Origin of the sequence: Salmonella sp. 32010601201800023SM, assembly GCF_017572235.1 — a bacterium.
In the GTDB taxonomy this organism is placed as follows: domain Bacteria; phylum Pseudomonadota; class Gammaproteobacteria; order Enterobacterales; family Enterobacteriaceae; genus Salmonella; species Salmonella enterica.
Genome location: NZ_JAGEQS010000002.1, coordinates 494796 through 509408, shown reverse-complemented (window position 1 = coordinate 509408; position 14613 = coordinate 494796). Strand labels below are relative to the sequence as shown.

The window sequence follows — 14613 nt, the reverse complement described above, 5'->3', positions numbered from 1 at the left end:
AATGTTCGTATACGAACGATATTTGAGGTAAGAAATGAGATTGATTGTGGGGATGACCGGTGCGACCGGCGCGCCGCTTGGCGTCGAGCTACTCCAGGCATTGCGGGCGATACCTGATGTTGAAACGCATCTGGTAATGTCAAAGTGGGCGAAAACCACTATTGAACTGGAGACGCCCTACACGCCCGCTGAGGTAGCCGCCCTGGCAGATTATTGTCATAGCCCGGCCGATCAGGCGGCGACCATTTCCTCCGGCTCATTTCGTACCGACGGCATGATTATTATCCCCTGCAGTATGAAAACACTGGCGGGGGTTCGCGCCGGCTATGCCGAGGGGCTGGTGGGACGCGCTGCCGATGTCGTGTTGAAAGAGGGTCGCAAGCTGGTGCTTGTGCCGCGGGAAATGCCGCTCAGCACGATTCATCTGGAAAACATGCTAGCGCTTTCTCGTATGGGGGTGGCGATAGTGCCGCCCATGCCCGCCTTCTACAACCTGCCGCAAACCGTTGACGATATTATCCAGCACATCGTAGCGCGCGTTCTCGACCAGTTTGGTCTGGAGCATACGCGCACGCGCCGCTGGCAAGGACTGCGACAGGCAGCAAATTTTTCACAGGAGAATGGATAATGGCATTTGATGATTTGCGCAGTTTTTTACATGCGCTGGATCAGCAGGGACAACTGCTGAAAATCAGCGAGGAAGTGAATGCGGAGCCGGATCTCGCCGCCGCTGCCAACGCAACGGGACGCATCGGCGATGGCGCGCCCGCGCTGTGGTTTGACAATATTCGTGGTTTTACCGACGCCCGCGTGGCGATGAATACCATCGGTTCCTGGCAGAACCATGCCATCTCACTGGGTTTGCCGCCTAACACGCCGGTTAAAAAACAGATCGATGAATTTATTCGCCGCTGGGACAATTTTCCGGTAGCGCCGGAACGACGGGCGAATCCGGGCTGGGCGGAAAATACCGTCGACGGCGACGCAATCAACCTGTTTGATATCCTGCCGCTGTTTCGTCTGAACGACGGCGACGGCGGATTCTATCTGGATAAAGCCTGTGTGGTATCACGCGATCCGCTCGATCCCGATAACTTCGGCAAGCAGAATGTCGGCATCTACCGCATGGAAGTTAAAGGCAAGCGTAAGCTGGGTCTGCAACCAGTGCCGATGCATGATATCGCATTGCACCTGCACAAAGCCGAAGAGCGCGGAGAAGATCTGCCAATTGCGATCACGTTGGGTAACGATCCGATCATTACCCTGATGGGCGCAACGCCGCTGAAATACGATCAGTCAGAGTATGAAATGGCAGGCGCGCTGCGTGAAAGCCCCTATCCTATCGCCACCGCGCCGCTGACCGGTTTTGATGTGCCGTGGGGATCTGAAGTCATTCTTGAAGGGGTCATCGAAAGCCGTAAACGTGAAATTGAAGGACCGTTCGGCGAATTTACCGGCCACTATTCCGGCGGTCGCAACATGACCGTGGTGCGTATCGATAAGGTCTCTTACCGCAGCAAACCCATTTTTGAATCGCTCTATTTAGGTATGCCGTGGACAGAAATCGACTACCTGATGGGGCCGGCGACCTGCGTGCCACTGTATCAACAGCTGAAAGCCGAATTTCCGGAAGTGCAGGCGGTAAACGCCATGTACACCCACGGCTTGCTGGCCATCATCTCGACCAAAAAACGCTACGGCGGCTTTGCCCGTGCGGTGGGCCTGCGAGCGATGACGACGCCGCACGGTCTGGGATATGTGAAGATGGTGATCATGGTCGATGAAGATGTCGATCCATTCAATCTGCCACAGGTGATGTGGGCGTTGTCGTCGAAAGTGAATCCGGCAGGCGATCTGGTACAGCTACCGAATATGTCCGTCCTGGAATTGGATCCGGGCTCAAGCCCGGCGGGGATTACCGACAAGCTGATCATTGACGCCACCACGCCGGTTGCGCCAGATAACCGTGGTCACTATAGCCAGCCGGTTGTTGATTTACCGGAAACTAAAGCCTGGGCTGAAAAGCTGACCGCCATGCTGGCCAACCGTAAATAAGGAGTAACCGATGATTTGTCCACGCTGTGCCGATGCACATATTGAACTCATGGCGACTTCGCCGGTAAAAGGAGTCTGGACGGTATATCAGTGTCAGCATTGTCTGTATACCTGGCGCGATACCGAACCGTTACGCCGTACCAGCCGCGAACACTATCCACAAGCGTTTCGCATGACGCAAAAAGATATTGATGACGCGCCAATGGTGCCGAGTATCCCGCCGCTGCTGGCAGAAGACAAACGGTAAAAAAAAGGCCAGTCTGTCGACTGGCCTTTTTTTGACAAGGGTACTTACTCGCGGAACAGCGCTTCGATATTCAGCCCCTGCGTCTGCAGAATTTCGCGCAGACGGCGCAGGCCTTCAACCTGAATCTGACGAACACGTTCACGCGTAAGACCGATTTCACGGCCTACATCTTCCAGTGTCGCAGCTTCATATCCCAGCAGACCGAAACGGCGCGCCAGCACTTCACGCTGTTTGGCGTTCAGTTCGAACAACCATTTGACGATGCTCTGTTTCATATCGTCATCTTGCGTGGTGTCTTCCGGACCATTCTCTTTTTCATCGGCCAGGATGTCCAGCAACGCTTTTTCGGAATCACCGCCCAGCGGGGTGTCTACCGAGGTAATGCGCTCGTTGAGACGAAGCATACGGCTGACGTCATCAACCGGTTTATCCAGTTGCTCTGCAATTTCTTCCGCACTCGGTTCGTGGTCCAGTTTATGCGACAACTCACGTGCGGTGCGCAGGTATACGTTCAGCTCTTTAACAATGTGAATCGGCAAGCGAATCGTACGGGTTTGGTTCATAATCGCCCGTTCGATTGTCTGGCGAATCCACCAGGTTGCGTATGTTGAGAAGCGGAACCCACGTTCCGGGTCAAACTTCTCGACTGCACGGATAAGCCCCAGGTTGCCCTCTTCAATCAGGTCCAGCAACGCCAGTCCACGATTGCCATAACGGCGGGCAATTTTTACCACCAGACGCAGGTTACTCTCAATCATGCGACGGCGAGAAGCGACATCTCCACGCAGTGCGCGACGCGCAAAATAGACTTCTTCTTCGGCTGTTAACAGTGGTGAATACCCAATCTCACCAAGGTAAAGCTGAGTCGCGTCCAACACACGCTGTGTGGCCCCTTGCGATAACAGCTCTTCTTCAGCCAGGTCGTTATCACTGGGTTCCTCTTCACTCAAGGCTTTTTCGTCAAAAGCCTCTACTCCGTTCTCATCAAATTCCGCGTCTTCATTTAAATCATGAACTTTCAGCGTATTCTGACTCATAAGGTGGCTCCTACCCGTGATCCCTTGACGGAACTAGCAAGTCAAAGCCTGGTTCCGCCGCTTTATCGCTGCGGTAAATAACGCAGCGGGTTTACGGATTTCCCCTTGTAACGAATTTCAAAATGCAAGCGTGTAGAGCTGGTGCCGGTGCTACCCATAGTAGCGATTTTTTGCCCCGCCTTAACTTCCTGTTGTTCCCGGACCAGCATCGTATCATTATGGGCGTAGGCACTCAGGTAATCATCGTTATGTTTGATGATAATAAGATTACCGTAACCACGCAGTGCGTTACCGGCATATACGACGCGCCCATCAGCGGTTGCGACGATAGCCTGTCCCTTACTGCCTGCAATGTCGATCCCTTTATTGCCCCCTTCGGAAGCGCCAAAGTTTTCGATCACTTTGCCATCCGTCGGCCAGCGCCATGCGGAAATCGGCGCGCTGGTTGACGTACTGCTTGCATTTGGTTCGGTCGTGCTTACCGTTGGTGCCGTTACAGGCGCTGTGACAACCGTCCCAGCAGGCTTGTTGTTTGGCAACATTTTGTTAGCACTTTGTTCACCTGAGCCCTCAGAATACGTAATTGTTGGTTGAGACGCAACTGCAACGGTGGAATTTTGTGCAGACCTGGTCACAACTCCTTGCTGTGCTGCATCCGCCTGGGTGATCGCATTTCCGCCAGTAATTGGCGTACCGGATGCGTTACCAACTTGCAAAGTTTGCCCTACATTCAGGCTATACGGGGCAGAAATACTGTTTCTCTGGGCCAGATCGCGGAAATCGTTCCCGGTAATCCAGGCGATGTAAAAAAGCGTATCCCCCTTTTTCACGGTGTAAGTACTGCCACCCGTATAGCTACCTTTCGGAATATTCCCATACTGGCGATTGTATACGATTCGCCCATTTTCCATCTGCACGGGTTGTTCCGTGACCGGTTGAGTTTGCATGGGCTGCGTTACAGGACGCTGAACGGGTTGAATTTGCGGCGCTTGTTGCGGCGTTTGTTGCGTCGTCGCGCCCATTTTTGGCGGCGGTGTGATCAACATCCCGGAATTGGTATTTGATGACGACCCACTGTCCACAGACGTGACCGGCGCCGGAGGGTTTGACGAACTGGTACAACCTGCCAGCCATAGTGAAACCAGTGATAGTGCCGCAATGCGACTAACGGTGAATTTTGGGCTTCCCGCGCTCATTTATCCCCCAGGAAAAAATTTGGTTAACAACCAGTGACGTAAGAACCGTGCAACGCATTAAGTGAACACGGGAAAATGTGTTCACGATACGCTTAACCCACCGGGAATAACCAGGAAAACTCCAGGTATTCGTTTCGGCTTCATCAGGCGTAAGAGTGGGTGTTTGCAGGGCAAACTAGGCCAGCTCTCCCTTGACTAACGGGACGAAGCGAACGGCCTCCACGGTATCGATAATAAATTCGCCGCCCCGGCGACGCACGCGTTTCAAAAACTGCTGCTCATCGCCCACGGGCAGAACAAGAATGCCGCCTTCATCCAACTGTGCCATGAGCGCGGTAGGAATTTCCGGCGGCGCGGCCGTCACAATGATAGCGTCAAACGGCGCACGCGCCTGCCAGCCTTGCCAGCCATCGCCATGACGGGTAGAAACATTATGTAAATCGAGCTGCTTCAGGCGGCGACGCGCCTGCCATTGCAGCCCCTTAATCCGCTCAACGGAGCAAACGTGATGCACCAGATGCGCCAGAATCGCCGTCTGATAGCCGGAACCGGTGCCAATTTCCAGCACCCTGGATTGCGGCGTCAGTTCGAGCAGTTCCGTCATTCGCGCCACCATATAGGGCTGCGAAATCGTCTGACCCTGGCCTATCGGCAAAGCGATATTTTCCCAGGCCTTATGTTCAAACGCTTCATCAATAAATTTCTCGCGCGGCACTGCGGCAAGCGCATTAAGCACCTGCTCATCTCTGATGCCCTGCGCGCGCAATTGTTCAAGAAGAGCCTGTACACGTCCACTTACCATTGCGTGCCAACTCCCACGCTGTCTAACCAGTCTGAAACCACATCATGCGCGCTGTGCGCGGTTAAATCCACATGCAACGGCGTGACGGAGACGTAGCCTTCATCCACCGCCGCGAAATCGGTATCCGGCCCGGCATCGTATTTATCGCCCGGTGGGCCAATCCAGTACAATGTATTACCGCGCGGATCTTCCTGCGGGATTACTTTATCCGCTGGATGGCGGCTACCACAGCGAGTCACGCGGATGCCTTTAATCTGCGCTAACGGTAGATCCGGGACATTCACGTTGAGAATACGCCCGGTACGCAACGGCTCCCGGCTTAACCCTCGCAAAAGCGCGCAAGTTACGGCCGCAGCCGTATCATAATGCTGATAGCCGTTAAGGGAGACCGCTAATGCCGGAAAGCCGAGATGACGACCTTCCATCGCCGCGGCGACAGTACCGGAATAGATCACATCATCGCCCAGATTCGGACCCGCGTTAATACCGGAAACGACAATATCCGGACGCGGACGCATTAAGGCATTAACGCCCAGATAGACGCAATCGGTCGGCGTCCCCATCTGTACGGCGATATCGCCATTATCAAAGGTAAAAGTACGAAGCGAAGATTCCAGCGTGAGGGAATTAGACGCGCCGCTGCGGTTACGATCCGGGGCTACGACCTGTACATCAGCAAACTCACGCAGCGCTTTCGCCAGCGTTTGTATACCGGGCGCGTGAACCCCGTCATCGTTACTCAGCAATATGCGCATAATCACCCATTGTGTTGATCAGTTCCCTTACTACGCTGGTGGCAAAACTGCCTGCGGGCAGCCAGAAACGTAACTCGACGGTAACGTCATCCCACCAGTTCCAGCTTAATTGTTGCGGATAAAGCAGCATCGCTCTGCGCGACGCCTCTACTTTTTCGCGCAGCAACAGCGATTGCAACACCGTTTCCTGGGCAATGGCATCTTGCTCAAACGCCAGCGCCGCACGCTGTGTTCCCCACTCTCCGCTGCCCGGCAACGACGCTGTAATCATCAGCTCTTTTTCGTCTACCCGGCGCTGCAATTCAGGCAGTTCTTCAGATGTCGCGACGAACCAGCTTCCACGCCCCGCTAATTGTAGCGCATCGCCGTCAACAACTTGATTAAAGTCTGGTTTCTTCAGCCGCTGGTGAACAATTTGATTAAACAACGCGCTACGCGCCGCCGACAACCAAAAACTGCGTTTATTGCGATCGCGCACCGGCGCGTTACTTTGCGCCCAGCGCAGCGCGCCCTGCAAGTTGCTGCCGCCAATGCCGAATCGTTGTGCACCAAAATAGTTCGGCACGCCGCCATCGCGAATCGCCTGCAATCGTGTTTCGACATCGCGGCGATCGCTTATTTCACGCAATACCAGCGTAAAGGCATTGCCTTTCAGCGCGCCTAAACGCAGCTTACGCTTGTGACGCGCGTATTCCAGCACTTTACAACCTTCCAGCTGAAAGGCGCTGAAATCGGGCATCTCTTTCCCCGGCACGCGCGCGCACAGCCACTGCTCGGTAACGGCGTGTTTATCTTTTTGCCCGGCAAAGCTCACTTCGCGAGCGTGAATTTTCAGGAATTTCGCCAGCGCGTCAGCGACAAAACGGGTATTGCAACCGTTTTTCAAAATACGCAGCAAAATGTGCTCGCCTTCACCATCCGGCGTAAAGCCTAAATCTTCAACCACCACAAAATCTTCCGGATTCGCTTTCAGCAATCCGCTACCTTGTGGTTTTCCGTGCAGCCAGGTGAGATTGTCAAACTCTGTCATTTCGCCGCCTTCATCAGCAACGCGACCGCTTCGCAGGCAATGCCTTCTCCGCGTCCGGTAAATCCGAGCTTTTCCGTCGTCGTCGCCTTCACGTTAACCTCATCCATATGGCAGCCGAGATCTTCGGCGATAAAGACACGCATTTGCGGAATATGCGGCAGCATTTTCGGCGCCTGCGCAATAATGGTGACATCCACGTTGCCGAGGGTGTACCCCTTGGCCTGAATACGACGCCAGGCTTCACGCAGTAGTTCGCGGCTATCCGCTCCCTTAAATGCCGGATCGGTATCCGGGAAGAGCTTGCCGATATCGCCAAGCGCCGCCGCGCCCAGCAGCGCATCGGTCAGCGCATGTAACGCCACATCGCCATCGGAATGCGCCAATAGCCCTTTTTCATAAGGGATACGCACGCCGCCAATAATAATCGGCCCTTCTCCGCCAAACGCGTGTACGTCAAAACCGTGTCCAATTCGCATTATGCTTTCTCCTGGTGGATGGTTCGGGTCAGATAGAATTCCGCCAGCGCCAGATCTTCCGGACGGGTGACCTTGATGTTATCCGCGCGACCTTCTACCAGCGCCGGATGAAAACCACAATACTCCAGCGCTGACGCCTCGTCGGTGATGGTCGCGCCTTCATTCAGCGCACGCGTCAGACAATCGTGCAAGAGTTCGCGGGGGAAAAACTGCGGGGTGAGCGCGTGCCATAAATCGGCGCGCTCTACGGTATGGGCAATCGCGTTTTTCCCCGGTTCGCCGCGTTTCATGGTGTCGCGCACCGGACTGGCGAGGATACCGCCGACCCGGCTGTTTTCGCTGATAGCCAGCAACCGCGCAAGGTCATCCTGATGCAAACAGGGTCTTGCCGCATCGTGCACCAGCACCCACTGCGCCTTTGCAACGGCCTGTAACCCGGCCAAAACGGAATCAGCGCGTTCGTTGCCGCCATCCACAACGGTGATTTGCGGATGATTCGCCAGCGGAAGTTGGGCAAAGCGATGATCGCCAGGGCTGATAGCAATAACAACGCGTGTCACCCGAGGATGCGCCAGCAGCGCATGAACTGAGTGCTCCAGAATGGTTTTATTACCGATTGAGAGATACTGCTTAGGACATTCTGTTTGCATTCGGCGGCCAAATCCGGCCGCCGGCACCACGGCGCAAACGTCCAATAAAGTGGCTGCCATGTTAAATCCCTGGATGGTTTATCGATGAGTTTGCCCCGCCGTTGCCGCGCGTTTTGAGGCGTCAGGCACCAGACGATAGAAGGTTTCGCCCGGTTTGGTCATGCTAAGTTCGTTGCGCGCGCGCTCCTCTATCGCTTCCTGGCCGCCATTGAGATCGTCAATTTCGGCAAAAAGCTGATCGTTACGCGCTTTAAGTTTGGCGTTTGTCGCCTGCTGCGCGACCACATCATCGTTGACGCGGCTATAGTCATGTATGCCGTTCTTACCGAACCACAGCGAGTACTGTAGCCAGACCAGTAAAGCCAGCAACAGCAGCGTTAGTTTACCCATCCTGCCCCCTGAAAAACGGCATCATCATCCCATAACGTCCTCTGTGACTCCACATTCAGGACGGGATTGCCGCGACAACGCCGGCAAATGTACCACATTTGCCGGATGTTACGTATACCCGAGTAAGGAGAACATAATCTCATTGTTGGTTACGGTTTGAATTATGACCGGAGGCGCAGTGATAACCCGTCTACCCTAATAGCCATATAAATAACGCGCCAAACAGCGCGCCTACGGCCAGTAGAGTAAACATGATGCTAAAAAGTATTTTGCCCTTTACTAGCAGATGCAACACAATGCCGATAATCACCGATACCGGCATTAACGCGAGGAAAAAGGGCCAGGTATAGAGGAAAAAAAACAGCGTGTTAGGGCCATAAAGCAGAAAAGGGATCCCCAACGCCAGCAGCCATGACACAAAGCCGACCACCGCCCCCGGAAATGCACTGGTGGCGTCATCGTCGACCATGAAGGCGTCTGACCTTGTGAAAGTAATGTTATGGCTATTACGCATATTAAATCCTGTAACCTTGACCATACCGGGCATACAAGCCCGGTGGTGTCTCAGGATCTGATAATATCGCGCCGTCTCAGCAGGTCTAATAATTGGGAAACCAAATTTGTTACTAATTGTTCACCATTAAGATGAACCTGGGGCGAGTCAGGCGCTTCGTAAATGGCGTCGATACCGGTAAAGTTACGCAACTCACCCGCGCGCGCTTTTTTATACAACCCTTTAGGATCGCGCTGTTCACAGATAGCCAGCGGCGTATTGACATAAATCTCGATAAAACGATCGTGGCCGACGCGCTCTTTTACCAGTTGCCGCTCGGCGCGGTGCGGAGAAATAAATGCCGTCAAAACAATCAGGCCGGCGTCCGCCATCAGACTGGCCACTTCGCCTACCCGCCGGATATTTTCCTGGCGATCGGCATCGCTAAAACCTAAATCACGGCACAAACCGTGGCGCACATTATCGCCATCCAACAGGTAGGTACTGACGCCACGCTGATGTAACGCCTCTTCCAGCGCGCCGGCCACCGTTGATTTTCCCGAACCGGAGAGTCCGGTAAACCACAGCACCACGCCACGGTGGCCGTGGAGCTGTTCACGGGCGGCGACAGTAACGGGATGAGAGTGCCAGACCACGTTCTCATCATGCAGCGCCATGTTTATCTCCCAGCAAATCTCGGGCGTCCCAGTGCGGAAAATGACGGCGTACCAGCGCATTCAGCTCCAGCTCAAACGCACTGTATTCCACGGGCGGCGTCGCTCCGCGTTCGTCCAGTTCCCGCACCATGCCAGCGCCCACGGTAACGTTAGAAAGTCGGTCGATAAAAATCAGTCCGCCCGTCACCGGATTTTGCTGATAAATATCCAGCGCGAGCGGCTCATCGAATGTCATCTCTACCAGACCAATACCGTTTAACGGCAGACTCTCGACGTCTCGTTGGGTCAGATTGTTGATATCAATCTGATAGCGAATAGCCTCGATACGCGCGCGGGTTTTCTTGCCCGCGAGTTTAACGTCGTAGCTTTGGCCCGGCGCCAGCGGCTGTTCCGCCATCCATACCACATCGATCGCGGCGTGCCGCGCAGGTGCCAGCGTCTCGTTTGCCGCCAGCAGCAGATCGCCGCGGCTAATATCAATGTCGTCGTTGAGTACCAGGGTAATGGCTTCGCCCGCACAGGCTTCTTCTTTATCGCCATTAAAAGTGACGATACGCGCCACGCTGGATTCCACGCCAGACGGCAGCACTTTAATGCGCTCTCCGACTTTGACGCTACCAGACGCCAGAGTGCCGGCATATCCCCGAAAATCAAGGTTCGGGCGATTGACGTATTGTACCGGAAAGCGCATCGGCTGACGGTCTACCGCACGCTGTATGTCTACCGTTTCCAGGACTTCCAGCAGCGTCGGACCGCTGTACCAGCGCATATTCGCGCTCTGCGCGGCGACATTATCCCCTTCCAGCGCCGAAAGCGGGACAAAGCGAATATCCAGATCGCCCGGCAACTGTTCAGCAAAGGTCAGGTAATCTTCACGAATACGGGCGAAGGTCTCTTCGCGGTAGTCAACGAGATCCATTTTGTTGATTGCCACCACCAGGTGTTTGATCCCCAACAGCGTGGAGATAAAGCTATGGCGACGCGTCTGATCCAGCACGCCTTTACGCGCGTCGATCAGTAGGATCGCCAGATCGCAGGTGGACGCTCCGGTCGCCATATTCCGGGTATATTGTTCATGGCCCGGCGTGTCGGCGATAATAAATTTTCGTTTTTCCGTGGAGAAATAGCGGTACGCGACGTCAATAGTAATGCCCTGCTCACGCTCGGCCTGCAGCCCATCTACCAGTAGCGCCAGATCGAGTTTTTCTCCCTGCGTGCCATGACGTTTACTGTCATTATGCAGAGAAGAGAGCTGATCTTCATAAATTTGCAGAGTATCGTGCAGCAAACGACCTATCAGCGTACTTTTACCGTCATCAACGCTGCCACAGGTTAAAAAACGCAGCAGGCTTTTGTGCTGTTGGGCAATCATCCAGGCTTCGACGCCGCCTTCATTGGCGATTTGTTGTGCAAGTATGGTGTTCATGGCGGCTCCTTAGAAATACCCCTGACGTTTTTTAAGCTCCATCGACCCCGCCTGATCGCGGTCAATCATCCTCCCCTGGCGCTCGCTGGTGGTAGAAACCAGCATCTCTTCGATAATTTCCGGCAGCGTTTGCGCGTGGGATTCCACCGCCCCGGTGAGCGGCCAACAGCCAAGTGTACGGAAGCGCACCATCCTTTTTTTGATGACTTCGCCAGGCTGGAGATCGATACGATCGTCATCCACCATCATCAACATGCCGTCACGTTCCAGAACCGGGCGTTCAGCAGCCAAATACAGCGGCACGATGTCGATGTTTTCCAGCCAGATGTATTGCCAGATATCCTGCTCTGTCCAGTTGGAGAGCGGGAAGACGCGTATACTTTCGCCTTTATTAATCTGACCGTTATAGTTACGCCACAACTCTGGACGCTGATTTTTCGGGTCCCAGCGATGGAAACGGTCACGAAAGGAGTAAATACGTTCTTTCGCACGGGATTTTTCCTCATCGCGCCGTGCGCCGCCGAACGCGGCATCAAAACCGTACTTATTCAGCGCCTGCTTTAACCCTTCGGTTTTCATAATGTCGGTGTGTTTAGCGCTACCGTGAACGAACGGATTGATGCCCATCGCCACGCCTTCCGGATTTTTATGTACCAGCAACTCGCAGCCATATGCGTTGGCGGTACGATCGCGAAAGGCGTACATCTCACGGAATTTCCAACCGGTATCAACGTGCAATAGCGGGAACGGTAACGTACCCGGATAAAACGCCTTACGCGCCAGATGCAGCATGACGCTGGAGTCTTTACCAATGGAGTACAGCATGACCGGATTAGCGAATTCCGCTGCCACTTCACGGATAATGTGGATACTTTCCGCCTCCAGTTGCCGCAGGTGGGTGAGTCGTTTTTGATCCATAACCGTTCCTTTGCAATACCGTTTTTTGCTAAACATTTCGATTACACGACTATAGGGAGCGCAGGAGAGTGAATGAAATGACGAATTGGAATGAGTAGTTCCTCAAAGGAATAACGCGGCCCAAAAACCAATATCAAAAAATGCTTAACGTACCGGATTGCCAGCATTTAGGAGCAAATGAAATTGTATTAACACGATCGCGGTTTCATACTAGCCACGTAAAATTTTGTTCTGTATTTAAGGACTCATTATGTTTTCCGCAACGCGCCGCTTTGCCGTCATTCTGGCGCTCGGCGTAGGCTTTATCCTTCCTGCACAAGCAGCATCACCAGGGCCTGGTGAAATAGCGAATACTCAGGCACGACATATCGCCACCTTTTTTCCCGGGAGAATGACGGGCTCCCCCGCCGAGATGTTGTCTGCCGATTATTTACGCCAACAATTTACCCAGATGGGATACCAAAGCGATATTCGAACGTTTAATAGCCGATTTATTTATACCACGAAGGATAATCGCAAAAACTGGCATAACGTGACGGGCAGCACGGTCATCGCCGCCCATGAAGGGCGCGTGCCGCAACAGATCATCATTATGGCGCATCTGGATACGTACGCTCCGCAGAGCGACGCTGATGTCGATGCCAATCTGGGCGGTTTAACGTTACAGGGAATGGATGATAATGCCGCGGGATTAGGCGTTATGCTGGAACTGGCGGCGCGTCTGAAAGATATACCGACCCATTATGGGATTCGTTTTATCGCCACCAGCGGGGAAGAAGAGGGAAAGCTAGGCGCGGAAAATTTACTCAAACGAATGAGTGACGCTGAGAAGAAAAATACGCTGCTGGTGATTAATCTCGATAACCTGATTGTTGGCGACAAGCTCTATTTTAATAGCGGGAAAAATACGCCGGAAGCGGTGCGTACACTGACCCGCGATCGAGCATTAGCGATTGCGCGCCGTTATGGTATCGCCGCCAACACCAATCCGGGACGCAATCCATCCTACCCCAAAGGAACGGGTTGCTGTAATGATGCGGAGGTTTTCGATAAAGCGGGAATATCGGTGCTTTCTGTTGAGGCGACGAACTGGAATCTGGGTAAAAAAGACGGATACCAGCAACGCGTGAAAAATGCATCCTTTCCGAACGGCAATAGCTGGCACGACGTACGGCTTGATAATCAACAACATATTGACAAGGCGCTGCCAGGGAGGATTGAGCGCCGTAGCCGCGATGTAGTGCGGATAATGCTGCCGTTGGTAAAAGAGCTGGCGAAGGCGGAAAAAACGTCCTGATATGCTGGTGAAACGTGTTTATCCCCGTTGGCGCGGGGAACATTTTTCAGCCCTTGCCGACTGCGGAACGCCCCTCGGTTTATCCCCGCTGGCGCGGGGAACACATGGATGGCTCATATCCGGTTTCTGTTTCTGCCGGTTTATCCCCGCTGGCGCGGGGAACACTTCGGTAACGTCTGGATTATTTTCTGAGGGTTCGGTTTATCCCCGCTGGCGCGGGGAACACGTGCTGCTGCTGATCAGTTTACCCGCTGGGTGCGGTTTATCCCCGCTGGCGCGGGGAACACGTTTATTACTGCTTAGTTAATTAATGGGTTGCCGGTTTATCCCCGCTGGCGCGGGGAACACAGGCGAATAATCTCTAATAGTCTCAATTCGTTCGGTTTATCCCCGCTGGCGCGGGGAACACGCCGATCGATGGCAAAGTTACCGATCCCTATCCCGGTTTATCCCCGCTGGCGCGGGGAACACTGATATTCCGGAACCTGACCCGCAACTACAGTCGGTTTATCCCCGCTGGCGCGGGGAACACTCTTTTAGAGACATGACCAATGACCGCATTAACGGTTTATCCCCGCTGGCGCGGGGAACACACGTCGCTGTTAATCTCCTCGTTAAGAAGCTGCGGTTTATCCCCGCTGGCGCGGGGAACACCCCGACAGTTGCTCAGGTGGCTGCCGCCAAGGCGGTTTATCCCCGCTGGCGCGGGGAACACGACGACAAAATTAATATTGTTGGCTGGCGTGTCGGTTTATCCCCGCTGACGCGGGGAACACCGTAAATTTTGCTGTAATCAACTGTGCTGTCCCGGTTTATCCCCGCTGGCGCGGGGAACACTTCAGAGAATTGCCGCCAATAGAACAGCGCAACGGTTTATCCCCGCTGGCGCGGGGAACACGTCTCCGCAAAGGAAGCAGAGCTGTTCTGCGACGGTTTATCCCCGCTGGCGCGGGGAACACGCTGTCGTATATCCGTTACGCAACCCGCGTGCGCGGTTTATCCCCGCTGGCGCGGGGAACACGCTTGCCAGTGGATTTTTGGTTATCTATGTAGTCGGTTTATCCCCGCTGGCGCGGGGAACACGCGAATGCAGCCCCTCTAAAATTGTTGCCCGCCGGTTTATCCCCGCTGGCGCGGGGAACACACTGGAGGAGAATTTGATGC

Annotated in this window: 17 protein-coding genes and 1 CRISPR repeat array (1 of these 18 cut by a window edge); of the genes, 5 read left to right on the top strand and 12 right to left on the bottom strand. The window is 54.1% G+C overall.

Going from position 1 to position 14613, the window contains the following annotated elements:
* The first annotated feature begins 34 nt into the window (after nt 1-34).
* Genes J4617_RS09825 through J4617_RS09815 form a run of 3 tightly spaced genes read left to right on the top strand, consistent with a single transcriptional unit; the run spans nt 35 to nt 2302 of the window.
* A complete protein-coding gene (locus J4617_RS09825; RefSeq protein ID WP_001237181.1) occupies nt 35-628 on the top strand; it encodes a non-oxidative hydroxyarylic acid decarboxylases subunit B in 594 nt (197 codons plus the stop codon).
* Nucleotides 628-2055 (top strand): non-oxidative hydroxyarylic acid decarboxylases subunit C, encoded by a 1428-nt coding sequence (locus J4617_RS09820; protein ID WP_000863168.1) that lies wholly within the window; start codon nt 628-630, stop codon nt 2053-2055. Before J4617_RS09825 ends, J4617_RS09820 begins: the two co-directional genes overlap by 1 nt.
* A gap of 10 nt (nt 2056-2065) precedes the next feature.
* The gene (locus J4617_RS09815) at nt 2066-2302 is read left to right on the top strand and encodes a non-oxidative hydroxyarylic acid decarboxylases subunit D (protein ID WP_000562964.1); all 237 of its coding nucleotides are present in this window, start codon (nt 2066-2068) and stop codon (nt 2300-2302) included.
* 44 nt (nt 2303-2346) lie between these two features.
* On the opposite strand, the gene rpoS is transcribed toward J4617_RS09815, so the two are convergent.
* Together rpoS and nlpD are read right to left on the bottom strand one after the other, a co-directional pair.
* Nucleotides 2347-3339, bottom strand: coding sequence for an RNA polymerase sigma factor RpoS (rpoS, locus tag J4617_RS09810; protein WP_000081498.1), 993 nt, complete (start codon nt 3337-3339; stop codon nt 2347-2349).
* A gap of 62 nt (nt 3340-3401) precedes the next feature.
* Nucleotides 3402-4484, bottom strand: a complete 1083-nt coding sequence (nlpD, locus tag J4617_RS09805; protein ID WP_223149274.1) for a murein hydrolase activator NlpD — start codon at nt 4482-4484, stop codon at nt 3402-3404.
* On the opposite strand from nlpD, the gene J4617_RS22975 reads away from it, so the two are divergent.
* Nucleotides 4414-4572 carry a peptidase gene (locus tag J4617_RS22975; protein WP_223148970.1) on the top strand — a complete coding sequence of 53 codons (159 nt, stop codon included), beginning with the start codon at nt 4414-4416 and terminating at the stop codon, nt 4570-4572. The two genes, nlpD and J4617_RS22975, sit on opposite strands and share 71 nt — an antisense overlap.
* Nucleotides 4573-4710: 138 nt before the next feature.
* Here J4617_RS22975 and J4617_RS09800 read toward each other — a convergent pair whose 3' ends face one another.
* The 10 genes from J4617_RS09800 to cysD form a co-directional block, all read right to left on the bottom strand.
* Nucleotides 4711-5337, bottom strand: coding sequence for a protein-L-isoaspartate(D-aspartate) O-methyltransferase (locus J4617_RS09800; protein WP_000253545.1), 627 nt, complete (start codon nt 5335-5337; stop codon nt 4711-4713).
* Nucleotides 5331-6092, bottom strand: a complete 762-nt coding sequence (gene surE / locus J4617_RS09795; RefSeq protein ID WP_001221537.1) for a 5'/3'-nucleotidase SurE — start codon at nt 6090-6092, stop codon at nt 5331-5333. Before surE ends, J4617_RS09800 begins: the two co-directional genes overlap by 7 nt.
* Nucleotides 6073-7122, bottom strand: a complete 1050-nt coding sequence (truD, locus tag J4617_RS09790; RefSeq protein WP_000134246.1) for a tRNA pseudouridine(13) synthase TruD — start codon at nt 7120-7122, stop codon at nt 6073-6075. The genes surE and truD overlap by 20 nt, the downstream gene beginning before the upstream one ends.
* Nucleotides 7119-7598: a 2-C-methyl-D-erythritol 2,4-cyclodiphosphate synthase gene (gene ispF / locus J4617_RS09785; protein WP_001219245.1), complete on the bottom strand. Its 480-nt coding sequence runs from the start codon at nt 7596-7598 to the stop codon at nt 7119-7121. Before ispF ends, truD begins: the two co-directional genes overlap by 4 nt.
* Nucleotides 7598-8308: a 2-C-methyl-D-erythritol 4-phosphate cytidylyltransferase gene (gene ispD / locus J4617_RS09780; protein WP_000741649.1), complete on the bottom strand. Its 711-nt coding sequence runs from the start codon at nt 8306-8308 to the stop codon at nt 7598-7600. The genes ispF and ispD overlap by 1 nt, the downstream gene beginning before the upstream one ends.
* Nucleotides 8309-8326: 18 nt before the next feature.
* Nucleotides 8327-8638, bottom strand: a complete 312-nt coding sequence (gene ftsB / locus J4617_RS09775) for a cell division protein FtsB (protein WP_000517480.1) — start codon at nt 8636-8638, stop codon at nt 8327-8329.
* Between the two features lie 190 nt (nt 8639-8828).
* A complete protein-coding gene (locus tag J4617_RS09770) occupies nt 8829-9152 on the bottom strand; it encodes a DUF3561 family protein (protein ID WP_017465864.1) in 324 nt (107 codons plus the stop codon).
* Nucleotides 9153-9202: 50 nt separating this feature from the next.
* A complete protein-coding gene (cysC, locus tag J4617_RS09765) occupies nt 9203-9808 on the bottom strand; it encodes an adenylyl-sulfate kinase (protein WP_001173663.1) in 606 nt (201 codons plus the stop codon).
* Nucleotides 9795-11234, bottom strand: a complete 1440-nt coding sequence (gene cysN, locus J4617_RS09760; RefSeq protein WP_001522893.1) for a sulfate adenylyltransferase subunit CysN — start codon at nt 11232-11234, stop codon at nt 9795-9797. The genes cysC and cysN overlap by 14 nt, the downstream gene beginning before the upstream one ends.
* Before the next feature lie 9 nt (nt 11235-11243).
* Nucleotides 11244-12152, bottom strand: coding sequence for a sulfate adenylyltransferase subunit CysD (cysD, locus tag J4617_RS09755; RefSeq protein WP_000372384.1), 909 nt, complete (start codon nt 12150-12152; stop codon nt 11244-11246).
* Nucleotides 12153-12402: 250 nt separating this feature from the next.
* Here cysD and J4617_RS09750 point away from each other — a divergent pair, with 250 nt between their 5' ends.
* Complete coding sequence (locus J4617_RS09750; RefSeq protein WP_000490481.1) at nt 12403-13449, top strand: aminopeptidase; 1047 nt, start codon at nt 12403-12405, stop codon at nt 13447-13449.
* A gap of 14 nt (nt 13450-13463) precedes the next feature.
* A CRISPR array of direct repeats spans nt 13464-14613; the repeat unit is 29 nt; unit sequence CGGTTTATCCCCGCTGGCGCGGGGAACAC (it continues 590 nt past the right edge of the window).

Coding starts and splice junctions, on each gene's coding strand:
- J4617_RS09825 (WP_001237181.1), top strand. CDS start 35: ATGAGATTGATTGTGGGGATGACCGGTGCGACCGGCGCGCCGCTTGGC.
- J4617_RS09820 (WP_000863168.1), top strand. CDS start 628: ATGGCATTTGATGATTTGCGCAGTTTTTTACATGCGCTGGATCAGCAG.
- J4617_RS09815 (WP_000562964.1), top strand. CDS start 2,066: ATGATTTGTCCACGCTGTGCCGATGCACATATTGAACTCATGGCGACT.
- rpoS (WP_000081498.1), bottom strand. CDS start 3,339: ATGAGTCAGAATACGCTGAAAGTTCATGATTTAAATGAAGACGCGGAA.
- J4617_RS09800 (WP_000253545.1), bottom strand. CDS start 5,337: ATGGTAAGTGGACGTGTACAGGCTCTTCTTGAACAATTGCGCGCGCAG.
- surE (WP_001221537.1), bottom strand. CDS start 6,092: ATGCGCATATTGCTGAGTAACGATGACGGGGTTCACGCGCCCGGTATA.
- truD (WP_000134246.1), bottom strand. CDS start 7,122: ATGACAGAGTTTGACAATCTCACCTGGCTGCACGGAAAACCACAAGGT.
- ispF (WP_001219245.1), bottom strand. CDS start 7,598: ATGCGAATTGGACACGGTTTTGACGTACACGCGTTTGGCGGAGAAGGG.
- ispD (WP_000741649.1), bottom strand. CDS start 8,308: ATGGCAGCCACTTTATTGGACGTTTGCGCCGTGGTGCCGGCGGCCGGA.
- ftsB (WP_000517480.1), bottom strand. CDS start 8,638: ATGGGTAAACTAACGCTGCTGTTGCTGGCTTTACTGGTCTGGCTACAG.
- J4617_RS09770 (WP_017465864.1), bottom strand. CDS start 9,152: ATGCGTAATAGCCATAACATTACTTTCACAAGGTCAGACGCCTTCATG.
- cysC (WP_001173663.1), bottom strand. CDS start 9,808: ATGGCGCTGCATGATGAGAACGTGGTCTGGCACTCTCATCCCGTTACT.
- cysN (WP_001522893.1), bottom strand. CDS start 11,234: ATGAACACCATACTTGCACAACAAATCGCCAATGAAGGCGGCGTCGAA.
- cysD (WP_000372384.1), bottom strand. CDS start 12,152: ATGGATCAAAAACGACTCACCCACCTGCGGCAACTGGAGGCGGAAAGT.
- J4617_RS09750 (WP_000490481.1), top strand. CDS start 12,403: ATGTTTTCCGCAACGCGCCGCTTTGCCGTCATTCTGGCGCTCGGCGTA.